At 72.9% G+C, this 20,826-nt stretch carries 18 protein-coding genes, 1 pseudogene and 1 riboswitch; of the genes and pseudogenes, 9 read left to right on the plus strand and 10 right to left on the minus strand.

Features of this window, described 5'->3' with window-relative positions:
- The 3 genes and pseudogenes from OO52_RS00005 to OO52_RS00015 all read left to right on the plus strand — a co-directional run.
- Nucleotides 1–1,092: pseudogene (locus OO52_RS00005) on the plus strand (cbb3-type cytochrome c oxidase subunit I); the annotation flags it as partial.
- Between the two features lie 505 nt (nt 1,093–1,597).
- Nucleotides 1,598–2,023, plus strand: coding sequence for a hypothetical protein (locus tag OO52_RS00010; RefSeq protein ID WP_078876837.1), 426 nt, complete (start codon nt 1,598–1,600; stop codon nt 2,021–2,023).
- 41 nt (nt 2,024–2,064) lie between these two features.
- Nucleotides 2,065–2,661 carry a hypothetical protein gene (locus tag OO52_RS00015; RefSeq protein ID WP_051818161.1) on the plus strand — a complete coding sequence of 199 codons (597 nt, stop codon included), beginning with the start codon at nt 2,065–2,067 and terminating at the stop codon, nt 2,659–2,661.
- Nucleotides 2,662–2,823: 162 nt separating this feature from the next.
- Here OO52_RS00015 and OO52_RS00020 read toward each other — a convergent pair whose 3' ends face one another.
- From OO52_RS00020 to OO52_RS00030, 3 genes are all read right to left on the minus strand, one after another.
- Nucleotides 2,824–3,771: an MIP/aquaporin family protein gene (locus OO52_RS00020; protein WP_030640393.1), complete on the minus strand. Its 948-nt coding sequence runs from the start codon at nt 3,769–3,771 to the stop codon at nt 2,824–2,826.
- A 147-nt stretch (nt 3,772–3,918) separates the two neighbouring features.
- Nucleotides 3,919–4,584: an SDR family NAD(P)-dependent oxidoreductase gene (locus OO52_RS00025; RefSeq protein WP_030640392.1), complete on the minus strand. Its 666-nt coding sequence runs from the start codon at nt 4,582–4,584 to the stop codon at nt 3,919–3,921.
- A gap of 81 nt (nt 4,585–4,665) precedes the next feature.
- A complete protein-coding gene (locus OO52_RS00030) occupies nt 4,666–5,352 on the minus strand; it encodes a DUF6445 family protein (protein WP_030640390.1) in 687 nt (228 codons plus the stop codon).
- A 225-nt stretch (nt 5,353–5,577) separates the two neighbouring features.
- Between OO52_RS00030 and OO52_RS00035 the strand changes: the two genes are divergently transcribed.
- Complete coding sequence (locus OO52_RS00035; RefSeq protein ID WP_030640387.1) at nt 5,578–6,330, plus strand: DUF4142 domain-containing protein; 753 nt, start codon at nt 5,578–5,580, stop codon at nt 6,328–6,330.
- Here OO52_RS00035 and OO52_RS00040 read toward each other — a convergent pair.
- Together OO52_RS00040 and OO52_RS00045 are read right to left on the minus strand one after the other, a co-directional pair.
- Nucleotides 6,327–7,985 (minus strand): glycoside hydrolase family 13 protein, encoded by a 1,659-nt coding sequence (locus OO52_RS00040; protein ID WP_030640385.1) that lies wholly within the window; start codon nt 7,983–7,985, stop codon nt 6,327–6,329. The genes OO52_RS00035 and OO52_RS00040 overlap by 4 nt on opposite strands.
- An 80-nt stretch (nt 7,986–8,065) precedes the next feature.
- The gene (locus OO52_RS00045; RefSeq protein WP_030640383.1) at nt 8,066–8,416 is read right to left on the minus strand and encodes an ArsR/SmtB family transcription factor; all 351 of its coding nucleotides are present in this window, start codon (nt 8,414–8,416) and stop codon (nt 8,066–8,068) included.
- An 80-nt stretch (nt 8,417–8,496) separates the two neighbouring features.
- Nucleotides 8,497–8,678: riboswitch (cobalamin riboswitch) on the plus strand.
- A gap of 28 nt (nt 8,679–8,706) precedes the next feature.
- Between OO52_RS00045 and OO52_RS00050 the strand changes: the two genes are divergently transcribed.
- Nucleotides 8,707–9,789 carry a HoxN/HupN/NixA family nickel/cobalt transporter gene (locus OO52_RS00050; protein WP_234338044.1) on the plus strand — a complete coding sequence of 361 codons (1,083 nt, stop codon included), beginning with the start codon at nt 8,707–8,709 and terminating at the stop codon, nt 9,787–9,789.
- Between the two features lie 2 nt (nt 9,790–9,791).
- Here OO52_RS00050 and OO52_RS00055 read toward each other — a convergent pair whose 3' ends face one another.
- Together OO52_RS00055 and thrS are read right to left on the minus strand one after the other, a co-directional pair.
- The gene (locus OO52_RS00055; RefSeq protein WP_030640379.1) at nt 9,792–10,754 is read right to left on the minus strand and encodes a nucleoside hydrolase; all 963 of its coding nucleotides are present in this window, start codon (nt 10,752–10,754) and stop codon (nt 9,792–9,794) included.
- A 48-nt stretch (nt 10,755–10,802) separates the two neighbouring features.
- Complete coding sequence (gene thrS / locus OO52_RS00060; RefSeq protein WP_037628473.1) at nt 10,803–12,029, minus strand: threonine--tRNA ligase; 1,227 nt, start codon at nt 12,027–12,029, stop codon at nt 10,803–10,805.
- A gap of 300 nt (nt 12,030–12,329) precedes the next feature.
- Between thrS and OO52_RS00065 the strand changes: the two genes are divergently transcribed.
- Nucleotides 12,330–13,118, plus strand: coding sequence for a hypothetical protein (locus OO52_RS00065; RefSeq protein WP_030640375.1), 789 nt, complete (start codon nt 12,330–12,332; stop codon nt 13,116–13,118).
- A 4-nt stretch (nt 13,119–13,122) separates the two neighbouring features.
- Here OO52_RS00065 and OO52_RS00070 read toward each other — a convergent pair whose 3' ends face one another.
- The gene (locus OO52_RS00070; RefSeq protein WP_030640373.1) at nt 13,123–14,466 is read right to left on the minus strand and encodes a helix-turn-helix domain-containing protein; all 1,344 of its coding nucleotides are present in this window, start codon (nt 14,464–14,466) and stop codon (nt 13,123–13,125) included.
- Nucleotides 14,467–14,581: 115 nt separating this feature from the next.
- On the opposite strand from OO52_RS00070, the gene OO52_RS45965 reads away from it, so the two are divergent.
- Together OO52_RS45965 and OO52_RS00080 are read left to right on the plus strand one after the other, a co-directional pair.
- On the plus strand, nt 14,582–14,785 hold the full coding sequence (locus tag OO52_RS45965; RefSeq protein ID WP_030640372.1) for a hypothetical protein: 204 nt from the start codon (nt 14,582–14,584) through the stop codon (nt 14,783–14,785).
- 684 nt (nt 14,786–15,469) lie between these two features.
- The gene (locus tag OO52_RS00080; protein ID WP_030640370.1) at nt 15,470–17,443 is read left to right on the plus strand and encodes a YncE family protein; all 1,974 of its coding nucleotides are present in this window, start codon (nt 15,470–15,472) and stop codon (nt 17,441–17,443) included.
- A gap of 3 nt (nt 17,444–17,446) precedes the next feature.
- Here the strand turns inward: OO52_RS00080 and OO52_RS00085 are convergent, their stop codons facing one another.
- Nucleotides 17,447–18,595, minus strand: coding sequence for a hypothetical protein (locus OO52_RS00085; RefSeq protein ID WP_030640368.1), 1,149 nt, complete (start codon nt 18,593–18,595; stop codon nt 17,447–17,449).
- Nucleotides 18,596–18,956: 361 nt separating this feature from the next.
- Entirely contained in the window at nt 18,957–20,081 is a 1,125-nt protein-coding gene (locus OO52_RS00090; RefSeq protein WP_199819930.1) for a PP2C family protein-serine/threonine phosphatase, read from the minus strand.
- A gap of 151 nt (nt 20,082–20,232) precedes the next feature.
- Here OO52_RS00090 and OO52_RS00095 point away from each other — a divergent pair, with 151 nt between their 5' ends.
- Nucleotides 20,233–20,748: a membrane protein gene (locus OO52_RS00095; protein ID WP_030640364.1), complete on the plus strand. Its 516-nt coding sequence runs from the start codon at nt 20,233–20,235 to the stop codon at nt 20,746–20,748.
- Nucleotides 20,749–20,826 lie beyond the last annotated feature (78 nt).

Raw genomic sequence — 20,826 nt, forward strand, 5'->3', positions numbered from 1 at the left:
ATCGGAGCGCCCGACGTGGCGTTCCCCCGGCTGAACATGTTCGCCTACTGGCTGTACCTGTTCGGCTCGCTCATCGCGGTGGGCGGCTTCCTCACCCCGAACGGCGCGGCCGACTTCGGCTGGTTCGCCTACACCCCGCTGTCCGACGCGATCCGCACCCCCGGCATCGGCGGCAACGTCTGGATCATGGGTCTGGCGTTCTCCGGTTTCGGCACCATCCTCGGCGCGGTCAACTTCATCACCACGATCATCTGCATGCGCGCCCCGGGCATGACGATGTTCCGCATGCCGATCTTCACCTGGAACGTGCTGCTGACCGGCGTCCTGGTCCTGCTGGCCTTCCCGGTGCTGGCCGCCGCGCTGTTCGCGCTGGCCGCGGACCGCATCTTCGGTGCCCATGTGTACGACGCGGCCAACGGCGGCCCCCTGCTCTGGCAACACCTCTTCTGGTTCTTCGGCCATCCGGAGGTGTACATCATCGCGCTGCCGTTCTTCGGGATCGTCACGGAGGTCATCCCGGTCTTCGCCCGCAAGCCGATCTTCGGCTACATGGGTCTCGTCGCCGCCACCATCGCGATCGCCGGTCTGTCGGTGACGGTGTGGGCCCACCACATGTACGTCACCGGCGGCGTGCTGCTGCCGTTCTTCTCCTTCATGACCTTCCTGATCGCCGTGCCGACCGGTGTGAAGTTCTTCAACTGGATCGGCACCATGTGGAAGGGGAGTCTGTCCTTCGAGACACCCATGCTCTGGGCGACCGGCTTCCTCGTGACCTTCCTCTTCGGCGGGTTGACCGGCGTCGTCCTCGCCTCGCCGCCCATGGACTTCCACGTGTCCGACAGCTACTTCGTGGTGGCCCACTTCCACTACGTCGTGTTCGGTACGGTCGTCTTCGCGATGTTCGCCGGGTTCCATTTCTGGTGGCCGAAGTGGACCGGCAAGATGCTCGACGAGCGTCTCGGCAAGATCACTTTCTGGACGCTGTTCCTCGGTTTCCACGGCACCTTCCTGGTCCAGCACTGGCTGGGCGCCGAGGGCATGCCGCGCCGGTACGCCGACTACCTGGCCGCCGACGGCTTCACCGCGCTGAACCCCGGACATCGCGATGCGGGAGCAGGAGGGCCACACCGCCGCGATCACGAGCGACCGGGGCGGGAGGTGAGCGGTCTGCCCCAGCAGGGGGCCGGAGTCAGCGGCGACCTCGGCAACGAGGTCGAGGGCTATCTGCTGTGGCAGGCCAGGGTCGCGGAGGCGGAGCAGCGCGCGCGGGAGTTCGCCGACGCCCTTCAGTGGCTGACGACGGCACAGCGCGAGGAGGTCGAGCGGCGGTACGTCGCCGACAGCCTGCTGCGGGCCCGCGGCGACCTCGAACGCATCGCGGCCCGGTGCGTGTCGCTGCGGGCCGAGTACGAGCAGCGGTACGCCGAGCTGCGGCGGCGCTGTGTCGGCGTGGCGCTCGCGGTGTGCGCCGGTTTCACCACCCTGGCCGCGCTGCTTCTGGCCCTCTGACCCGCGCCGGCCGGTTTGCCGGGGCACGCGCGGGTCACCCGGGACCGGTGGTGTCCAGGGGGGACATGAGGTGACCGGGAGGAAGCCGATGAGCGCGCTGACCGTCGCCCGGGCCCAGGGCCTGTTCAATCTCGTCGGCGGCGGGTGGCCCCTGATGCACCTGCGGAGCTTCGAGCGGGTCTTCGGACCGAAGACCGACGTCTGGCTCCAGCGGACGACGGCGGGCCTGCTCGTCACCACCGGCTGGAGTCTGCTGCGCACCGGCCCGGCCCCCGAATCCCTCGGCCAGGCGCGCCGGGCGGGCATCGGGTCCGCCGTGACCCTGCTGGCCGTGGACCTCGTCTACGTGCCGCTCGGCCGCATCCGCCCCACGTACCTGCTCGACGCGGCGATGCAGGCCGGCTGGCTGGCGGCCTGGTGCCGGTACGGGATGCCGCGGTGCGGGAGGCACGGCGGGAGGCCCGCGGGCGGGAGACCGCAGGATGGCACTCGGTCCGCGTCACGTGCACGGTGACGCCGGGGCGCGGTGACGCGGTGGCCGGCCGGCAGACGCGGATGCGCTTCGACGGGTGGATCATCGGGACCGGGACGGCGTCCGGCACCCGTGTGGTGGTGGGCCACTGGGCCCGGTCGCCGTTCGGCCGGTTCAGCGACGTCATGGTCGAGCGGGCGGACGGGCACCGGCTGCTGCTGGCACCCTCCCGGCGGACCGCCGACTTCATCGCCGCCACCTACGCCTTCGACGAGGTGCAGGTCACGCCCGTCGCCGTACGGGTCGCGGGCCGGCGCTGGGAGATCGCGGCCGGCCCGCTGGACCTGCGCCTCACCACCGGCCAGCGCGGCCTCACGGGCCGCCTCCTGCGCGCCGTTCCCGCGCCGCTCGCCGCCCGGCCGGCCTGGACCGTGGTGACGTACCCGCCCGCGAGGCTGCTGCTCGGCGTGCGTACCCGGGGCAGCGCGGGCGGCGGGCGGCGCGAGTGGTACGGCGCCCTCGACCTGCTCCCGGTGGTGTCGGCAGGCACGGTGTACGGCGGCCGGGACCAGGGCCCGCTCGCGCCCGTCGCGCCGCCTGTGCGGTTCGGGTTCGGTTCGGCGCCCCGCAGGCCCAGCGCCGTACGAGTGGTCACGACGGTGGCGGTCCCCCGGTCTTGAGGCGGCGGACGCGGATGCTCACCTCGCAGGCGTCGATGCCGGGCAGGCGAGTGACCTCACCGCGGTCGCCGACCAGTCGCCGACCAGGGAGCGACCCCGCCGGCGGCGGCCCGGGTCCGAAGCGGGGAGCCCGGTGCCCGGACCCGGGCCGGCACCTTCCGACTACTCCTCGTCGGTGGTCTGTACAGGGGTCGACCGGCCCGGTTCCGGGAGCTGGGCCAGCTCGGAGCGCAGGAGCAGGACGTCGCCGATGAACAGGTCGTAGATCAGGATCCCGATCAGGCCGCCGATCAGTGGACCGACGATCGGGATCCACCAGTAGGCGCTGAACGAGCCGGACACGCTCCCTGGGAACGCCAGGCTGTCCCAGCCCGCCGCGTACGTGAGCAGGCGCGGCCCGAAGTCACGGGCCGGGTTGATGGCGTAGCCGGCGTTCGCGCCGTAGGACATGCCGATCGCGGCGACGACGAAGCCCACGATCAGCGGTGCGAGATTGGCCTTCACGGCCTGGTTGCGCAGGTCGAGCACGGCCGCGATCAGCATGAGCAGGAAGGCCGTGCCGACGATCTGGTCGATCAGCGGCCCCCAGATGCCGCCGTGGAAGTACGGCGCCGGGAACGTCGCGAAGATCGAGAACGTGGCGTTCGTGTGCCCGTTGACCTTCGGCCCCGTCACGGTGCTGTCGTAGGCGTCGATCGCGTTGTGGTAGACGAGGTAGACCAGCGCGGCACCGGTGAGGGCGCCGACGACCTGCGCGAACCAGTACGGCAGCACCTTCACCCAGGGGAAGCCGCGGCGCACGGCCATGGCCAGGGTCACGGCCGGGTTGATGTGGGCGCCGCTGACGCCGCCGGCCACGTAGACGCCGAAGACGACGGCCAGCGCCCAGCCCCAGGTGATCAGGAGCCAGTCACCGGCCGCGAGGAAGATCGTCGTTGCGGTGGCGGCCCGGCCGGAACCGGGCAGTGCCGCGACCGCCATCGCGACCACACCGCAGCCGAAGGAGATGAGGACGAAGGTTCCGAGGAACTCCGCCACGCACTCGCCCAGGAGTCCGCCCCGGCTTCTGAGCCGCGAGGGCTTGATGAGCGGAGGGATTTCGACAGCCATTGAGGCCCCCTTTGAAGAGAGCAAAGCGGCCAATAGCCCCATATTGGCTCACAACGTCACTCCCCGCAGGGTGACCGCCTCCGGCCGGTCAGCGGCTGGTCAGCGGCCGGTCGGCGGCGGGTCAGCTGTCGGGGTCAGCTGTCGGGGTCAGCTGTCGAGGTCGTCGGCGTAGTGCCGGAACCCGTGCCGCTCCCGGTGCAGGGCCCACAGCCGCTCCGCGAGCACCTCCGGGTCCTTGCGCTCGTGACCTGCCGTGATGGCACCGGGAATGATCAGCTGGGCGACATGGATCCCCTCGCCCGCCAGCCGGTCGTGCAGCAGGTGCCCGTAGGCGCTCTCCGCCGCGAAGGCGATCGAGGTGCCGGCCCGCTCGGGATGCGGTACGGCGGCGCTCCCGCCGTTGACGAACAGGATCGTGCCGCGTCCGAGCCGCCGCATGCCCGGCAGCACCTGCTGCACGGCGGCCACCGGCCCGTACACGGAGAACTCGATCGGTCCCACCAGGTCCCGGTGCCGGGTCTCCAGCACGGGCCGCATGAAGTCGCGGTGCGGCACCGGGCTGTACTGGAGCACCTCGATGGTCCCGAGGGCCTCGGCCAGCTCGCCCAGCGCCGCGGCCAGCCGCTCGGGCCGGCGCACGTCGGCGGCGAACCCGTGGGCGGTGACGCCCTCGGCCGCGAGCGCTTCGGCGATCGCGTCCAGCCGTCCCCGGTCCCGGGCGACGAGCCCGACGGCGAACCCCTCCCGCCCGAACCGGCGCGCGACGGCGGTCCCGAGGCCCGGCCCGGCTCCCACGATGGCGACACTGCTCATACCTGTCATCCGTACCGCGGTCCCGGCCTCCTCACACCGCCCGCGGCCACATGCCGGGGCGGGCGGTGCGGGCCGTACCGGTCAGGCCATCCAGAAGAACACCGCCGTCATCCGCTTCTCCTCCAGCGTCCGGCCGAAGTAACCGGTCGCGCTGTGCACCAGGTTGGCGTGGTAGAGCAGCAGACGGTTGTACCGGTGCGGGACGCGGACGTCCTCCTCGAAGTGGTCCGCCGGGACGTACCGCGTCCCCAGCGCCTCCACCAGGTTGGTGTGCGGGGCCTGGACGATGTTCCCGCCGAGCCGGCCACCGGGCAGCGACTGGCGGTAGAAGGCGGTTCCGCAGTCCCCCGGCACCCCGGGGTTGAGGTAGAGCACGGCCGCGTACCGGCACAGCGCGCGGGAGTCGGTGTGCGGGCGGGGCTCGCTCTCGCCCTCGCCGACCACCTGGACGCAGTTGTGGTTGAGGGTGCCGCCGCCCGGCGTCCGCTGCACCCACAGTTCCTTCGCCCCGGTCGCCTTCTTCACCAGCCGCTCGATCCGGGCGATTTCGCCCGGTTCCAGGCCGGGCATGGCGCGCAGGCCGGGCCAGGTCTCGGAGGTGTACGGATACCCCTCGACCCAGTCGTCCTTGGCCAGGCACCGCTGCCGTACGGCGTCGACGTCCGGCAGGACGTCGTCCAGCACCCAGTAGTCGCGGCCCTTGGTGGGCTTGCGGTAGGGCAGAACGGGCAGCGCGGCGGGGGGCCGGGGCGGTGACGGTGGGGGCATGCGGCGAATCTAGGGGCGGGCCCGGTCTGCCTTCTCCCGAGGAGTGGTCAACCTTGTGCCCGGGAGCGGTCAACCTTCCGCCAACCCCGCCCGGGAGATTCTTTACTCGCGAGGGCTGAGACGAACCGCCCCCGCATCCGTACTGCTGTGCGTCCGAACCATGGGCGGGACCCACAGGCAGGAGGAACGGTGCGCTTTTCGCGGAACGCGACGGGAACTCTCTTCGTGGGCGGTGCGATGGCCCTGACCCTCGCGGCCCTCGCCTACCCGAGCATGCTCGGGCTGAGCACCGTCTCCAGCTCGCCGTCGCGGGTCATCGCCGACACCCAGTGGGGTCCGCTGACCGAGGCCGACCGGGACTTCGTGGTGAAGGTGCGGGCGGCCGGCCTGTGGGAGTACCCGGTGGGGCAGATCGGGGTGCAGAAGGGCAGCTCCAAGGCGGTGATCACGGCCAGCCAGCACCTGATCGACGGGCACGCGGCGCTGGACACCACCTGCCGCAAGATCGCGCCGATGCTGAACATCACGCTGCCCAACGTGGCGAGTCCGCAACAGGTCGGCTTCGTCAACCAGTTGAAGGGCGAGAGCGGCAAGCAGTTCGACACCGACTTCGCCAACATCCTGCGGATGACGCACGGTTCGATCTTCAACACGGTCGCGAAGATCCGCTCCACCACGAAGAACTCGCTGGTGCGGGCGCTCGCCGACCAGGCCAACGACACCGTCCTGGACCACATCACGGTGATGGAGAAGACGGGCCTGGTCGACTTCGACCAGACCCTCTTCCAGCAGACCACCCCGCCGAAGCTCCCCGACTCCGACCTCACCCCGCCGCCCCCGCCCGCCGGCCAGCCGGAGGTGGTGCTCACCCCGCCGCCGACCGCCACGTCCACCCCCGTGGACATCGACGGCATCGCGGGCGGCGCGAACCCGGGTGCCGGGACGAGCCCGAGCCCGGCGGTGCCGCCGGCCGGCTAGGCCAGCCACACCGTGGTGTCCGGCGGCAGAACCCTCCCCTCCGGCAGCGGGCCGCTGCTCATCAGGACCTCGCCCGGCGGCAGCGGCACCGCCCCGGTGCCGAGGTTGGTGACGTTCCGCCAGGTCTCGGTGCGGCCGAAGTCCAGGACGCCCGCGGGCGCGTCCGGCGTCCAGGTCAGCGTCTCGCCCTGGAGGAGCTTGCGGCGCAGCCGCAGGGCCGAGCGGTACAGCTCCAGCGTGGAACCCTCGGCACCGGCCTGCGCCTCGACGGCGTACGCCGCGAAGGCCGCCGGCTGCGGCAGCCAGCCGGGCCCGGGCCCGAAGCCGTACGACGGTCCGGTCGTCGTCCACGGCAGCGGCACCCGGCAGCCGTCGCGGCCCTTGCGGACATGGCCGGTCTGCTCCCAGATGGGGTCCTGGAGCACCTCGGTGGGCAGGTCGGCGACCTCGGGCAGGCCGAGTTCCTCCCCCTGGTAGAGGTACGCCGAGCCGGGCAGCGCCAGCATCAGCAGGGTCGCCGCCCGGGCCCGGCGCAGTCCGGCCGCCGCGTCGACCGCGGGCGCGGTGCCGCCGGACAGCAGCCAGGCGGCCGGGTCGGTGCCGGCCGGCAGCATGAGCCGGGAGGCGTGGCGTACGACGTCGTGGTTGGACAGCACCCAGGTCGCGGAGGCCCCGGCGGCCCGTGCCGTGACCAGCTCGGCGGCGATGACGTCCCGCAGTTCCTCGGCGTCCCAGCGCGCCTCCAGGTACTCGAAGTTGAAGGCCTGGCCGAGTTCGTCCGGGCGGGCGTACAGGGCGCGGCGGGCGCCGGGGACCCAGGCCTCCGCGACGGCGGTGCGCGGCGGGCTGTAGGCGTCGAAGATCTTGCGCCAGTCGCGGTAGATCTCGTGGACCTCGTCCCGGTCCCAGTAGGGGTGGCTGCCCGGCGGCACCAGCGGCAGGGCCTGCTCACCGGTCGCGCCGATGTCCCCGAGGTCCCGCAGCGGCTCGGTGAGGTCCTTGGCCAGGCCGTGGGCGACGTCCACGCGGAAGCCGTCCACGCCCCGGTCGGACCAGAACCGGAGGGTGGTGCGGAAGTCGGCGCGGACCTCCTCGTGGTCCCAGTTGAGGTCGGGCTGTTCGGGGGCGAACAGGTGCAGGTACCACTCGCCGTCGGGCACCCGCCGCCAGGCGCTGCCGCCGAACACCGACTGCCAGTCGCTGGGCGGCAGTTCACCGTGCGCGCCGCGCCCCGGCCGGAAGACGTAACGCTCCCGTGCGGTGGATCCGGGCCCGGCGCGCAGCGCCTCCTGGAACCAGGGGTGCAGGTGGGAGGTGTGGTTGGGGACGATGTCCACGACGACCTTGAGCCCGAGCCGGTGCGCCTCGGCCACCAGGGCGTCGAAGTCGTCCAGGGTGCCGAGGCGCTCGTCGACCCCGCGCGGGTCGATGACGTCGTAACCGCCGTCGGCGAGTTCGGAGGGGTAGAAGGGGCTCAGCCACAGGGCGTCCACGCCGAGGCCGGCGAGGTGGCCCAGCCGCTGGGTGACGCCCCGGAGGTCGCCGAGGCCGTCACCGTCGGCGTCGGCGAAGCTGCGCGGATAGACCTGGTAGATGACGGCCTGCCGCCACCAGTCGGGGTTCCTGGACGAGAGGTCCGGCGAGTGGTCTGCCATACGGGCTCCCAGGGGACGGACGACACTACGGAATCTGTATCTGTCCACATTGCCCGGAAAGGGAACCTTGCGCGGGCCGTTCAGCCGACGCAGTGCTCCAACAACCCCCGAACGTCGGCGTCCACCACCCGGTACCGCACCACGCGCCCCTCCTTCTCCCCCGCCACGACCCCGGCCGCCCGCAGCAGCCGCAGGGCCTGGGAGACGGCGGGGTCGTTCATCCCCGTGGCGATGGCGAGGTCGGACACGGCGAGCGGACCGGTGCGGTGCAGCGCGACCAGCAGCGCCAGCCGGTTGGCGTCGGCGAGCAACGAGAAACGGTCGGCCCAGGTGCGCAGACGCCCCGCCTCACCGATGGCGGCGATCGCCTCACACACCCGATGCCCGTCGATGGAACGACGATCGGCTCGGTCGGCAGGCACGAGATGCATGGGGCCAGTCTGGCAGGCGCCCTTTTGTGATCTTCGATACCTGCGCAGGTACGCAGCTATGCAGGAAACCGCGTGCCCCTCTACGGTGGGCGGGCCGTGGTGTTCGGGAAGTCGATGGAAGGTCGACGCGGCCCTCGCCACTGTGATCGGGGAGTTCCCGTTCCGTCCGGCACAGCCGGGCCACTGGTCGCAGACCGGGAAGGCAGGAACGGCGGACGCACGACCCGTAAGCCAGGAGACCGGCCACGGCAGCTCACGAAGTGATCCACGAGGTGCTGGAGCGTGAACCCATGGCCGATGCCGCGTCTTTCCGCTGGCGACGCGAGGACACCGTCAAGACAGCGGGGCTGATGACGGTGATCGTCGCCCTGCACGTCGTCGCGTTCGGAATCCTCTACGTCCTCGTCGCACCCGAGCACTACAAGGTCGGCTCCGATGTCTTCGGAATCGGACTGGGCATCACCGCCTACACGCTCGGCATGCGGCACGCCTTCGACGCCGACCACATCGCGGCGATCGACAACACCACCCGGAAGCTGATGGCCGACGGGAAGCGGCCGGTGTCGGTGGGGTTCTGGTTCGCGCTCGGCCACTCCAGCGTGGTGGTGCTGCTGGCGCTGCTGATCGCGGGCGGCACCACGCTGGCCGGGAAGGTCATGAACGAGGGCTCCACCACCCACCAGGTGCTCGGCTTCCTCGGCACGACGATCTCCGGCACGTTCCTCTACCTCATCGCCGCCCTGAACCTGGTCGCCCTGATCGGCATCCTGAAGGTCTTCCGGGCGATGCGCGCGGGCGCGTTCGACGAGCAGGAGCTGGAACAGCACCTGGACTCCCGGGGGTTCATGAACCGCGTCCTCGGCCGTCTGACCAAGTCCGTCTCCCGACCGGGGCAGATGTACCCGCTCGGCTTCCTCTTCGGCCTCGGCTTCGACACGGCCACCGAGGTCACGCTGATGGTGATGGCGGGGTCGGGCGCGGCGGCGGGACTGCCCTGGTACGCGGTCCTCTGCCTGCCGCTCCTCTTCGCCGCCGGGATGAGCCTGTTCGACACCCTCGACGGCACGTTCATGAACTTCGCCTACCAGTGGGCGTTCTCCAACCCGGTCCGCAAGGTCTTCTACAACCTCGCCATCACCGGGCTGTCCATCGCCGTCGCCTTCTTCATCGGCACCATCGAGCTGGTCGGCGTCCTGCACGAGAAGTTCGGCCTGCACGACGACGTCACCGGCTGGATCGCCGGCCTCGACCTGGACAACGTCGGCTACCTCATCGTCGGCCTGTTCGTGCTGGTGTGGGGGGCGGCGCTGGCGTACTGGAAGGTCGCCCGGGTGGAGGAGCGCTGGGCGGTCTCCCCGTCCGCCGCCGAGTAGCCCTAGCGCGCGACCGTCTCCAGGTACAGCTTCACGTACCGGTCGGCGTTGACCTCCAACGCCACGTCGATCAGGGCGCGTTCGTGGCCGCCCTCGTAGATCTCGGACTCGCCGAGGCGGGGGCGGCGGTCGACGACGGTCTGGCCCCGGGTGGGGCCGGGGGCGAGGGAGACCTCGACCGGGAGCAGGCTGGTGGTGATGCCCTGTGGGTCGGCGACCGCGCACACCGCGCCCGCGTCGCCGAGACCGCCCGCCTCCTCCGCCTGAGGCGGCTCGCCCTGGTGGGCCGGCCGGTGGGCGAGCAGCTCACCGGCCAGGCGGGTGCCGGGCTCGCCGCTGGCGCGCAGCCGGTGGACCTCCTCGCTGTCCACGACGACCTGCTGGAAGACGTCCAGGCCGTACATCGTGATCGGCACCCCGGCGGTCAGCAGGATCGCCGCCGCCTCGGGGTCGTGCCAGACGTTGAACTCCGCGACCGGCGTGGCGTTCCCGGTCGCCACGGCCCCACCCATGAACACGATCCGCTCGATGTTCCGGGTCACCTCGGGGTGGCTGCGCAGCAGCAGGGCGATGTTCGTGAGCGGCGCGGTCGGGATCAGGGTCACCGGGCGCGGGGAGGCCAGGATCTCCCGGTGCAGGAGGGTGACGGCGTCGACGGCCACCGGGGTCCGGGTGGGCGCGGGCAGGCCCAGGTCGCCCATGCCGTCGGCGCCGTGCACCGGGGCCGGGCGGGCCGGCTCCAGCAGCGGGCGCTCGGCGCCCCGGGCCACCGGGATGTCGGGGGCGCCCGCCTGCTCCAGCACGGTGAGGGTGTTGCGGACCACCCCGTCCACGTCGGTGTTCCCGGCCACGCAGGTCACCGCCCGGAGGTCGAGTCCCGGGTGGCGTACGGCGAACAGCAGGGCCAGGGCGTCGTCGACGCCGGTGTCGCAGTCGATGATCACGGGAATGGGCTGACCGTCCACGGCGGACTCCTTCCGTCGTGCCGACCTTAGATCAGTCCCCGTCCGGGATCAGTCCCAGAGCCCGGTCCCCCGTCCCGCCACCCGCTCGGCGACGCGCCGCAGGAGTTCGGCGGCGGGCAGGGGGCCGGGGCGGCGGCCGTCCCGCAGGCGTACGGCGGCCAGGCCGGCGTCCGCCTCCCGGGCGCCGATCACCGCCTGGTACGGCACCAGGCGGGCGGCGCGGATCCTGGCGCCCAGGGTGCCCTCCCCGGGCCCGGCCAGCTCGGCGCGCAGGCCCAGCGCGAGCGCCTGGCGGACCAGCGCCGCCGCCGGTTCGACCTGCTCCTCGGCCACCGGCAGCACGGCCAGCTGGACGGGAGCGAGCCAGGCCGGGAACGCGCCGCCGTGGGTCTCGACGAGGTGGGCGACGGCCCGCTCCACGCTGCCGATGACGCTGCGGTGCACCATCACCGGCCGGTGCCCCGCGCCGTCGGCACCGGTGTAGCGCAGGTCGAAGCGGGCGGGCTGGTGGAAGTCGATCTGCACGGTGGACAGGGTGGACTCGCGGCCCGCCGGGTCCGCGATCTGCACGTCGATCTTCGGGCCGTAGAACGCGGCCTCGCCCTCCGCCTCCTCGTACGCCACCCCGGCCTCGGCGAGAACCTCCCGCAGCAGCCCGGTCGCCCGGCGCCACAGCTCCGGGGCGGCGACGTACTTGCCGCCCGCGCCGGGCAGCGAGAGCCGGTGGCGTACGGCCTGGATGCCGAGGTCGGCGTAGGCGCGGGCGATCAGCTCCAGGGCGGCGCGGGCCTCCGCCACCGCCTGGTCCAGGGTGCAGAAGATGTGCGCGTCGTTGAGGTGGATGGCGCGGACCCGGGTCAGGCCGCCGAGCACGCCGGACAGCTCGGCGCGGTGCATGGCGCCCAGTTCCGCGATGCGCAGGGGGAGTTCGCGGTAGCTGCGGGAGCGGGAGCGGTAGATGAGGGCGTGGTGGGGGCAGAGGCTGGGCCGCAGGACGACCTCCTCGGCGCCGAGCCGCATCGGCGGGTACATGTCGTCGCGGTAGTGGTCCCAGTGCCCGGAGATCTCGTACAGCTCCCGTTTGCCGAGCGCGGGCGAGTACACGTGCCGGTAGCCGGCCCGCCGTTCGGCGTCCCGGACGTACTCCTCCAGGGTGTGCCGGACGACGGCCCCGTCGGGCAGCCAGTACGGAAGGCCCGCGCCCATCAGGGGGTCGGTGTCGAAGAGGCCGAGTTCGCGGCCGAGACGGCGGTGGTCGGGCAGCTTGTCGTTCATCCGGGTCTCCTGCGTGCGGGAGGCGCGCGGCCCGGTGCACGACGAAGCCCCGGGGCGTGCGCCCCGGGGCTTCGGTGCTGGTCAGGTGTCAGCGCGCCGGGACGGTCTCCGGCGTCGTCGTGCTCGACGGGCACAGGTGGGCGCGCTGCATGGACGGCACCATACCGGCCCGGCGGGGAGCGCACCACGGATTTTCCGCCGCCCCTCACCCGTACGGCCCGGAGCGCTGGTGCGCAGGTCAGGGCGGTGGTGCCGTGAGATCACGCACCCCGTCGGCCGCGCCCAGCCCAGGAGGCACCGATGTCCCCCGCGATACCCCAGCTCCCCCGTGCCGTCGTCCTCTCCCTGATCGGCGCCGGCCTGCTGGCCGCCGGCGGCTGCGCGGCCCTCGGCCTGAAGCACCCGGCGAGCGCGCCCCATCCGCTGCCCACGCTCGACCGGCCGGCCCCGACGCCCAGGGCGTCCGCACGGGCCGACGGTTCCTCGCTCAGCGACGAGCAGGCGCAGGCCGCGCTGATCAACCAGACCGACCTCGGCGATCCCTGGACATCCACGCGCGGCGCGGCCACCTGGCACGACGGGCTGCTGAAGGCGCACACCACGGCCGGGGAGTGCCAGCGGCTGCTGGACGCCCTGTACAGCGACGAACTGCTCGGCGGACCGCCCCGGATCGCCGTCGGCCTGGACGACGCCGACACCGACGCCCAGCTGCGCTACCAGATCGGCGCCCGCCGCCCGGCGGACGTCGACGCCGTGCTGGCGTGGCTGCGGACGCTGCCGGCGCAGTGCGCGCGGTTCACGGCCACCACCGAACTGGGGCTGGTGGAGGACGTGCAGGTCGTGGACGCCCCGCTGCCCGAGGTCGGCGACGCCCGCCAGGGGCTGCGCGTCACCCTCGCCGGCATGACGCCCGACGAACAGGAGTTCCTGCTCACCCTGGACGTGGCCGCCGTCCGGGTCGGCGAGGACGCGTTCGCGCTGACCAACGGCAGCCTGGGTGACGTACCGAACGACGCGACCCAGGCGGCCGTGCAGATCGGCGCCCTGCGCCTGGCCGACATCCGCAAGCAGGGCCGGGCGCAGGTGTGAGGTCTCACAGCGGCGGCTGGGCCGGGGCCGGGCCGAGGGTGGTGGTGCCGGGGGCGGTGCGGTGGCCGAGGCCGGTGCGGTAGGCGTCCAGGGCGGCCTCGACGCGGCCCGTACGGCGGAACAGGTCGCCGAGGAGGCGGCACAGGTCGGCGAGGTCGCCGGCGGCGCCCGCGCGTTCCAGCAGGCTGAGGGCGCGGACGTAGTGCTCCTCGGCGGCCTCGGTGTCCCGGGCGTCCTCGGCGATGATGCCGAGGAGGCGGTGCGCGCCGGCGGCGTGGACGGCGCCGCGCTCGGAGGAGAAGTCGCCGAGGACGCCCTCCAGCAGTCCGGCGGCCTCCTCGGACTTGCCCCGGCGGTGCAGGACGTCGGCGAGTTCGACGGCGGCCTGGCTGCGGTACAGGGCGGCCCGGGTCTCCGACAGCATGGCGTACGCCTGCCGCAACTCGTCCTCGGCCCGGTCCAGTTCGCCGTTCTGGGCGCAGACGTAGCCGCGCATCCAGTGGCAGTTGGCCAGCTCGGTGCGCAGGCTCAGCCGGCGGTACAGCTCGGCGGCCTTGGCCAGGGAGGCGTCGGCCTCGGCGGCCCGGCCCTCGGCGAGCAGGGTGCGGGCCACCGAGCGGTGCATGCGGGCGATCAGCGCGGGGTCGCCGGCCTGCGGGGCGAGCGCGAGGGCGAACTCGGCGGCCTGGGCGGCGCGGGCGTGGGCGCCCATGTCCATGTACGGGCCGATGATGCTGGCGTAGAGCAGCAGGAGGGCGTCGGGGTCGTGCAGCCCGCCCCGGTTCAGCTCGTCGAGCGCGGTCTCCAGGAGGTAGACGGCGTACCGGAGTTCACCGGCGAGGTAGTGGGCGACGGCCCGGCCGCGCAGGGCCGGCACGCGCACCGGCAGGGTCTTGTCGGCCAGCCGTTCCTCGGCCTGCTCGAAGTACTCGCGCGCCTCGGTCAACTGCCCGGTCTCCAGGGCGCATTCGCCGAGCCCGAGCAGGGCGGCGGCATGCTCGCACCCCAGTGCGTGGGCCTCGGCCTCCGCACGCAGCACGGCGTACTGGGCGGCGGCCTCCTCGGCCCGCCCGTCGGCGAGGACCCGCTGGGCCTCGGTGAGCCGCAACCGCAGGTCGGTGGCGAGGTGGGCGGGCCGGCCGACGGCCAGTTCCTCGAAGGCGACCCCGAGCCGGTCCGCGATGTGCCGCAACGCGTCGTCGGAGGCGCGGACCCGGCCGGCCTCCAGGGTGGAGATGTAGGCGGGCGTGTACGCGGGCTCCGCCAACTGTCGCTGAGTGAGCCCCCGTTGATTGCGCAGCCGTTGTACCCGTCGCCCGATGACCTCGGGGTCGTCCCGCTCCCGCATGCCCTCTGCTCCCCCCAACTCCCCTGACACCCCTTGCCGTTGCGCTCCGGCAGCCCCTAGGTTAAACGGCGAATTAAACATGCTTAACACGCCGCTGTTGTGTTGTGAGGTCGCCGTGCCCGGACGTACATCCGCACCCTACGCACCGCCCCACTCCCGCATCCGCCCGATCGGCAGAACATCCACCGCCCGAGGGATCATCGCGGCCGTCATCGCCGCGGCGGCCCTCCTCCTGGCGGCGAACGCCGGCCCGGCCCGCGCGGCCGACACGACCCCGGCACCCGCGGCACCGGCGACGGCCCAGCAGACGAACCGCTGACGCCCACGGCCGGCCCAGGCAGCACGCCGGGACACCCAGGCGCCTCGGGAACGCCCGCCCGGAGGACGCACCACGCCGGGCTCCCGGACCGCCGACACCCGGTCGCCGGCGCCCGAGGACCGCTGACGACCACGACCGGCCGGGGCAGCGCGTCGGGACACTCAGGCGCCCCGAAGCGCCCGCCCGCAAAGCGGACCACCAAGGACTCCCGGACCGTCCCGCCGACACCCGGCCACCAGCACCGGGCCGCTGACGACCACGACCGGCCGGGGCAGCGCGTCGGGACACTCAGGCGCCCCGAAGCGCCCGCCCGCAAAGCGGACCACCAAGGACTCCCGGACCGTCGCAAAGCGGACCACGCCGGGCTTGCGGACCGCCGACATCCGGTCACCGACGCTCGGAACGCCGACGCGAGTGGCTTCCCGGCCGATGGCCTCGGGTGTGCCGCCGTGCACGCCCGTCACGTCCGCACAGGCCGTCGCGTGGCGCGGCAGGCGCGGGGTCGCAAGCGTGCGTTCCCGGCTGGCCCGCACCCCTCCCCGCGCGCGCTTTTGTCAGTGGCATGACCTAGTCTTTCCACACTTGCCGCACGAGGCGCACACGGCTCATGCACAGGGGGCAGACGCATCGCCATGCCCGCGCGGCACCCATTTCTTTCATTCGTTCCGGGGGGTTCGAATCAGCGTGCGCAAGCGCTCTCTCACAGCCGCCACCACCCTGGCGGTCCTCTTCAGCTCGGCGGCCCTCGCCGTCACCCCGGCCTTCGCCGACTCCACCCAGATCCTGCCCGTCAGGACGACCGGTGACATCGTCGTCGACGCCGCCCACCAGCAGGTCTTCATCAGCGACCCGCTGAACGGCAAGATCGTCGTCACCGACTACGCCGGCCGGGTCGTCAAGCAGCTCACCACCAACCTCTCCGGCGTCACCGGCCTGGAGCTGTCCGCCGACTCCGGCACGCTCTACGCGGCCGTGCAGGACCTCGACGCCATCGCCGTCATCGACACCGCCACCGACGCCGAGACCACCCGGTACGAGGTCGGCGACAAGCCGCTCAGCGTCGCCCTCGCGGGCGGCAAGCTGTGGTTCGGCTACGGCGGCGCCGCCGCGGGCAACGTCGGCTCCGTCGACCTGGCCGCCGACGACCACACGGTCACCCTCGGCCAGGACAACGGCTGGTACGCGGCCCCGCTGCTGGACGCCGCGCCCGGCTCCAGCACCCTCGTCGCCGGCGCGATCGGGCAGAGCCCGGTCGAACTGGCCTCCTACGACGTCTCGTCGGGCACCGCCACGAAGGTGGCGAGCACCCGTGAGGCGGGCAGCAACCTCGGCGACCTCCAGGTCACCCCCGACGGCAAGGACGTCGTGGTGGCCAGCGGCGCGCCGTACTACCAGCAGGTGTTCCGGACCTCCGACCTCAACGAGGACGGCAAGTACGTCACGGACGCGTACCCCAACTCCGTCGCCATCGCGCCGAACGGCACGGTCGCGGCGGGCATCGACGGCTCCTACGAGCCGGACGTCTACGTCTTCAAGCCCGGCACCGGGGAGGCGGTCCGCACCTACGACTTCCCCAACACCGGCACCAGCAGCGGCTCCGACCTGCTGGCCCGGGGCGGCCTGGCCTGGGCCCCCGACGGCTCCCGGCTGTTCGCGGTGACCAGCAACAACGAGGGCGTGTTCTCCCTGCGTGTCCTGAACGCGCCCACGAAGGCGGTCTCCGCCGTCACCGTGGACGCGCCGGCCACCGCCACCCGCGCCAAGCAGCTCACCGTCAAGGGCAAGGTCACGTCCAAGACGGCCGTCCCGGCCGGCACCAAGCTGACCGTGACCCGCACCGACCTGGAGTCGCCGAAGGGCAAGGCCCTCGCGGCGGCGGTCACCAAGGCCGACGGCACGTTCTCCTTCACCGACACCCCGCCGTCCGGCGGCAAGGTGAAGTACACGGTGGCCTACGCCGGCGACGCCGACCACGCGGCGGCCTCCGGCTCGGACTCCGTCGAGGTCTCCCGCGCCAAGCCGACGCTGACCATCAACAACAACGGCAAGGTGTACTCGTACGGCCAGGACGTCAAGTTCACCGCGCACCTGGGCAAGACGTACAAGAACCGCACGGTCGAGATCTGGGCCGACCCGTTCGGCGGCGACAAGCCGAACAAGCTGGTGAAGTCCGGCAAGGTCAACTCCGACGGCAACCTGTCGGTCACGCTGGACCTGAAGCGGGACGCCAAGGTCACGGCGAAGTTCGCGGGCGACTCCCGGTACAAGCCGGCGTCCGCCGCCAGCACCGTCGGCGCCCGGGTCAGCGTGTCCACCTCGGTCAGCAGCCACTACAAGGCGAAGTCGGCGTGGGGCCACACGTACTACTTCTTCCACAAGACCAAGGACCCGCTGATCACGACGAAGATGTCGTACTACCCGGGCCGGGCGCAGAAGTTCGATTTCGAGGTGTACTACCAGGGCCGCTGGTACCCGGGCGACCCCGCGTACTTCAAGCTGGGCTCCGACGGCGTCTCCAAGGTCCGCATCACCGGCGACCACGGCCAGGACGTCGGCTGGCGGTTCCGGGTGCGCTCGTCGTACATCAACAGCTCGTCCGGTGACATCGTGAACTCCACGACGCACGGCGCCTGGAAGTACTTCACGTTCACCAAGTAAGGGTCACTGGGCGGCCTGGAGCCGGCCGAGCTGCCGCTGGACGTTCTCCAGCGCGCCCCGCCGGCGCCCCGGCACCCTGAGACGCAACTCCGCGAGCGCGGGCCCGAGTTCACGGGCCCGCGCCGTGTCCTTGATACGGGTCCACTGGTGGTGGGCACGGTCCACGGCCGCCTCCACGGCGGGCGCGTCCACCGCCTGCCCGGCGGACAGCCGCGTCTCGGCCACCGTCAGCCAGGCCCGGCAACTGCCCACCGGGTCCCCGGCGAACATCGCCAGATCGGCCCGTACCTCGCTCCAGTGCAGCGCCTGCTCGGAAGCGGCGCCGTACCCCCGCACCGCCTCCGCCTCGTACCGGGCGGCGATCCCGTCGGCCTCCGCGTGCCGCCCGGCCCGAACGGCGGCACTGATGACGGCGTGCGGGTCCTCGGGGCGGGGAGCGGGGAGCGGGGCGGTGAGAGGGGCGGTGAACGTGGTGGGGGAGGCGGGGGATGCGGGGGATGCGGGCAGCGCGGATCCGGCGTAGCCCCCCGCGTCGGCCAGCAGCAGATTGCCCTGCGTCTCCTGCGGGATCCGGCCCACCGCCTGCTGGTGCAAGGCGTCCAGCGGGGGCCGGTGGCCGCTGCGCAGCAGCGTGGCCACCGTTTTCATGTACGCCGGCTCCGCCAGGCCCCGCCGTCCCGCCGCCGGGGCGATGCGGCCGTACACGGCGGTGTTCCGGCCGGAGTCGAGGCCGCGCCCGGTGACGTACCGCCAGGCCTCGGCGTCCGCGTGCAGGTCCACGAGGAGCGCGGTGTCCGCGGCGGAGCGCAGGCGCAGTTCCTCGCGGATCCAGTGCCAGGGCAGCGCGGTGTAGCGGACCGTGGCCGGCGTGGTGCGGGCCAGGGCGAGGTGGGGCTGGTGCTGGCGGCGGTCCAGCTGGAGCTGGCCGGTGACGTACACGGTGAGCGGGCCGGGGGAGGCCGCGGCGGCCCGCAGCCGGGTGAGGACGGCCTGCGGTTCCAGCGGATCGGCGAGTTCGATGACGTTCGCGGTGCCGGTTCCGGACAGTACGGCGGGGGCGACCGCGGCCAGCACCGGCAGGACACCGGCCGCGTCCACCAGGCGCCCCCGGCCCAGCGGCGCGGCCGCGAGCAGCAGCACGGTTCCGGGCATCGTGCCTCCCCCAAGTCACCCTGTGGACCCCGCGACCCCTCCGTACCCGGGGCCCCGTGGATCCGCTCTCCAGCCAGCACCGTAACCGCTGCGCCTGCAAACCGACGCGTCCCCCTGGCAAACACTCCGTCCCGGAGTAGCCGCCGACCACCCCCGGAACCCCCCGCTCCGCAGACCCTCGACGCCCTCCACGCCCCGTGCGCCCCACGGCTTACGCCCGGCGCAACCCCCCGGCGCCCGAGGCTCCCCACCGCGCCACAGGCCCTCCACGCCCATGCGACCCACGCCCCACACCCTCCCGCACCTCCAGCACCCCGCCGCCACGCTCCACCCCGGCTTCCCGCACCCAAGGCGCCCGGCATCACTCGTCCCCGCTCAGGCGCCGTACCGCGAAGATCGTCGTGTCGTCCTCCAGGCAGCCGGCGCTGTGGCGCAGGACGCCGTCGCGGACCCGGCGGACCAGGCGGCGGGGCTCGGTGCGGCGGGGGTCGGCGCGGACCGCGCGGGACACCTCGCGGGCCAGCGGGTAGAACTCGCCGGACTTGTCGCGGGCCTCGGTCACCCCGTCGGTGACCAGCAGCAGCGTCTCGTCGGCGGCCAGCCGCACCCGGTGCACGGGCGGCGGGCCGCCCGCGAGGTCACCGAGGCCGAGCGGCAGCCCGTCTCCACTGGGCAGCTCCCGGACTCCGCACGGGCCGACGGCGAGCGGGGGCTCGTGGCCGAAGTTCGTGACGTCGATCGCGTCCGGGGTGCCCCCGGGGAAGGAGATGAGGACGGCGGTGGCGAAGCGGTCGCCGTCGTCCCGGCCGAGCGCGGCGGTGTGCGCCCGCTGCCGCCGCATCCGGGTCTCCAGGCGTTCGGCGACGGTCCGCAGATCCTTCTCGTGGTACCCCGCCTCGCGAAACGTGCCGAGCAGCGCCGCCGCGGCCTCCACCGCGCCGAGCCCCTTGCCCTGCACGTCGCCGACGAGCACCCGGGTGCCGTGCGGGCCGGGCTGGATGTCGTAGAAGTCGCCGCCCACCCGCGCGTCGACGTCTGCGGCCAGATACACGCCCGCGTGCTCCAGCCCGGCCCAGTGCGGCGGCAGCGGGCGCAGCACGGTGCGCCGGGTGGTCTCGGCGATGTCCCGCATGTGCCCGACGTGCCGTTCATGGCGCACGCGCACGACCGCGGCCAGGGCTGCCAGGGCACCGCCGAGGGCGACGAGGAGGAAGTCGGCGAGTCCGGCCTGGTACTGGTCGGGCCAGGCGTTGTCCACCAGCACGTACGTCACCACGGACAGCAGGCTGTAGGCGGCCGTCGTCCACACCCCGCAGATCGCGGCGGCGATGCCCGGGACCAGCACGATCCAGGTAACGATGCGGAACCTCTCGCCGGTGTTGAAGTCCAGCAGGACGACGCCGGCGAGCAGCAGCAGGGGCGGCAGCCACGCGACGCTCACCCCGCGGATCCGTAGCAGCCGGCGGCGCCGCCGCTCGTACTCCATCCCCGTCACGGCGGCCGGCCCTCCATGTCCTTCAGCGAACCACGGGAGGGAACGGCACGCATCCGGGCACCCGTCACCCTCCTGGCCGAGTTGCCAGGCCGTGCGCCCCGGTGTGCCCTGGACACGGGGGCGAGGAGAGAGGAGTGCTCTCATGGCTCAAGCGGCACCCACGCCCGGCGGAATGTCCCGGCCCGGCCGCACGCCCGAGGCGGAGCGCCGGTCGTCCGACGTGGTCCGGCGTGCACCCGACGTCTTCGACGCGCGCACCCACGCCGTCGGCCGGCTGGCCGTGCCGGTCGTGCTGGGGCTGATCTACGGCTACTGGGTGGCGGCCAACAACCGCTTCGGCGGTCCGATCACCGGCTGGAACGTGCTGCTCGGCCTCGTCAGCGCGCTGGTGTTCGCGGTGCTGTGCGCGGCCCTGCTGGTTCTGGCGCCGCGGATGCCGCGGGAGGTGCACGCGCTGCTGTGGACGGCGTTCGTCGGCTGTGCGTTCGGCTTCCTCTACAACCAGAGCGGCAGCTTCCTCCCCACCCAGAGCGGCAGCCAGGGCGGTGACGTGCTGCGGTCGGTGCTGATGTCCCTGCTGGTGTCGGCGGCCACCTTCGCCGTGTTCTTCTACCGCTACTACACGCGGGAGGACGCGTCCGGACGCCGGATCCGATGAGGAGGCCGGGCCGGGCGTGCGTGGGCGTGCGTGGGCCCCGGCCGGTCGGCCGGGGCCCACGCACTCCCCTGTGTCCCC

The sequence above is a fragment of the Streptomyces flaveolus genome (assembly GCF_000716535.1).
GTDB classification, from domain to species: domain Bacteria; phylum Actinomycetota; class Actinomycetes; order Streptomycetales; family Streptomycetaceae; genus Streptomyces; species Streptomyces flaveolus_A.

Coding starts and splice junctions, on each gene's coding strand:
- OO52_RS00095 (WP_030640364.1), top strand. CDS start 20,233: ATGGCTCAAGCGGCACCCACGCCCGGCGGAATGTCCCGGCCCGGCCGC.
- OO52_RS00030 (WP_030640390.1), bottom strand. CDS start 5,352: ATGCCCCCACCGTCACCGCCCCGGCCCCCCGCCGCGCTGCCCGTTCTG.
- OO52_RS00050 (WP_234338044.1), top strand. CDS start 8,707: ATGGCCGATGCCGCGTCTTTCCGCTGGCGACGCGAGGACACCGTCAAG.
- thrS (WP_037628473.1), bottom strand. CDS start 12,029: ATGAACGACAAGCTGCCCGACCACCGCCGTCTCGGCCGCGAACTCGGC.
- OO52_RS00020 (WP_030640393.1), bottom strand. CDS start 3,771: ATGGCTGTCGAAATCCCTCCGCTCATCAAGCCCTCGCGGCTCAGAAGC.
- OO52_RS00040 (WP_030640385.1), bottom strand. CDS start 7,985: ATGGCAGACCACTCGCCGGACCTCTCGTCCAGGAACCCCGACTGGTGG.
- OO52_RS00025 (WP_030640392.1), bottom strand. CDS start 4,584: ATGAGCAGTGTCGCCATCGTGGGAGCCGGGCCGGGCCTCGGGACCGCC.
- OO52_RS00070 (WP_030640373.1), bottom strand. CDS start 14,466: ATGCGGGAGCGGGACGACCCCGAGGTCATCGGGCGACGGGTACAACGG.
- OO52_RS00045 (WP_030640383.1), bottom strand. CDS start 8,416: ATGCATCTCGTGCCTGCCGACCGAGCCGATCGTCGTTCCATCGACGGG.
- OO52_RS00085 (WP_030640368.1), bottom strand. CDS start 18,595: ATGCCCGGAACCGTGCTGCTGCTCGCGGCCGCGCCGCTGGGCCGGGGG.
- OO52_RS00090 (WP_199819930.1), bottom strand. CDS start 20,081: ATGGAGTACGAGCGGCGGCGCCGCCGGCTGCTACGGATCCGCGGGGTG.
- OO52_RS00010 (WP_078876837.1), top strand. CDS start 1,598: ATGAGCGCGCTGACCGTCGCCCGGGCCCAGGGCCTGTTCAATCTCGTC.
- OO52_RS00015 (WP_051818161.1), top strand. CDS start 2,065: ATGCGCTTCGACGGGTGGATCATCGGGACCGGGACGGCGTCCGGCACC.
- OO52_RS00065 (WP_030640375.1), top strand. CDS start 12,330: ATGTCCCCCGCGATACCCCAGCTCCCCCGTGCCGTCGTCCTCTCCCTG.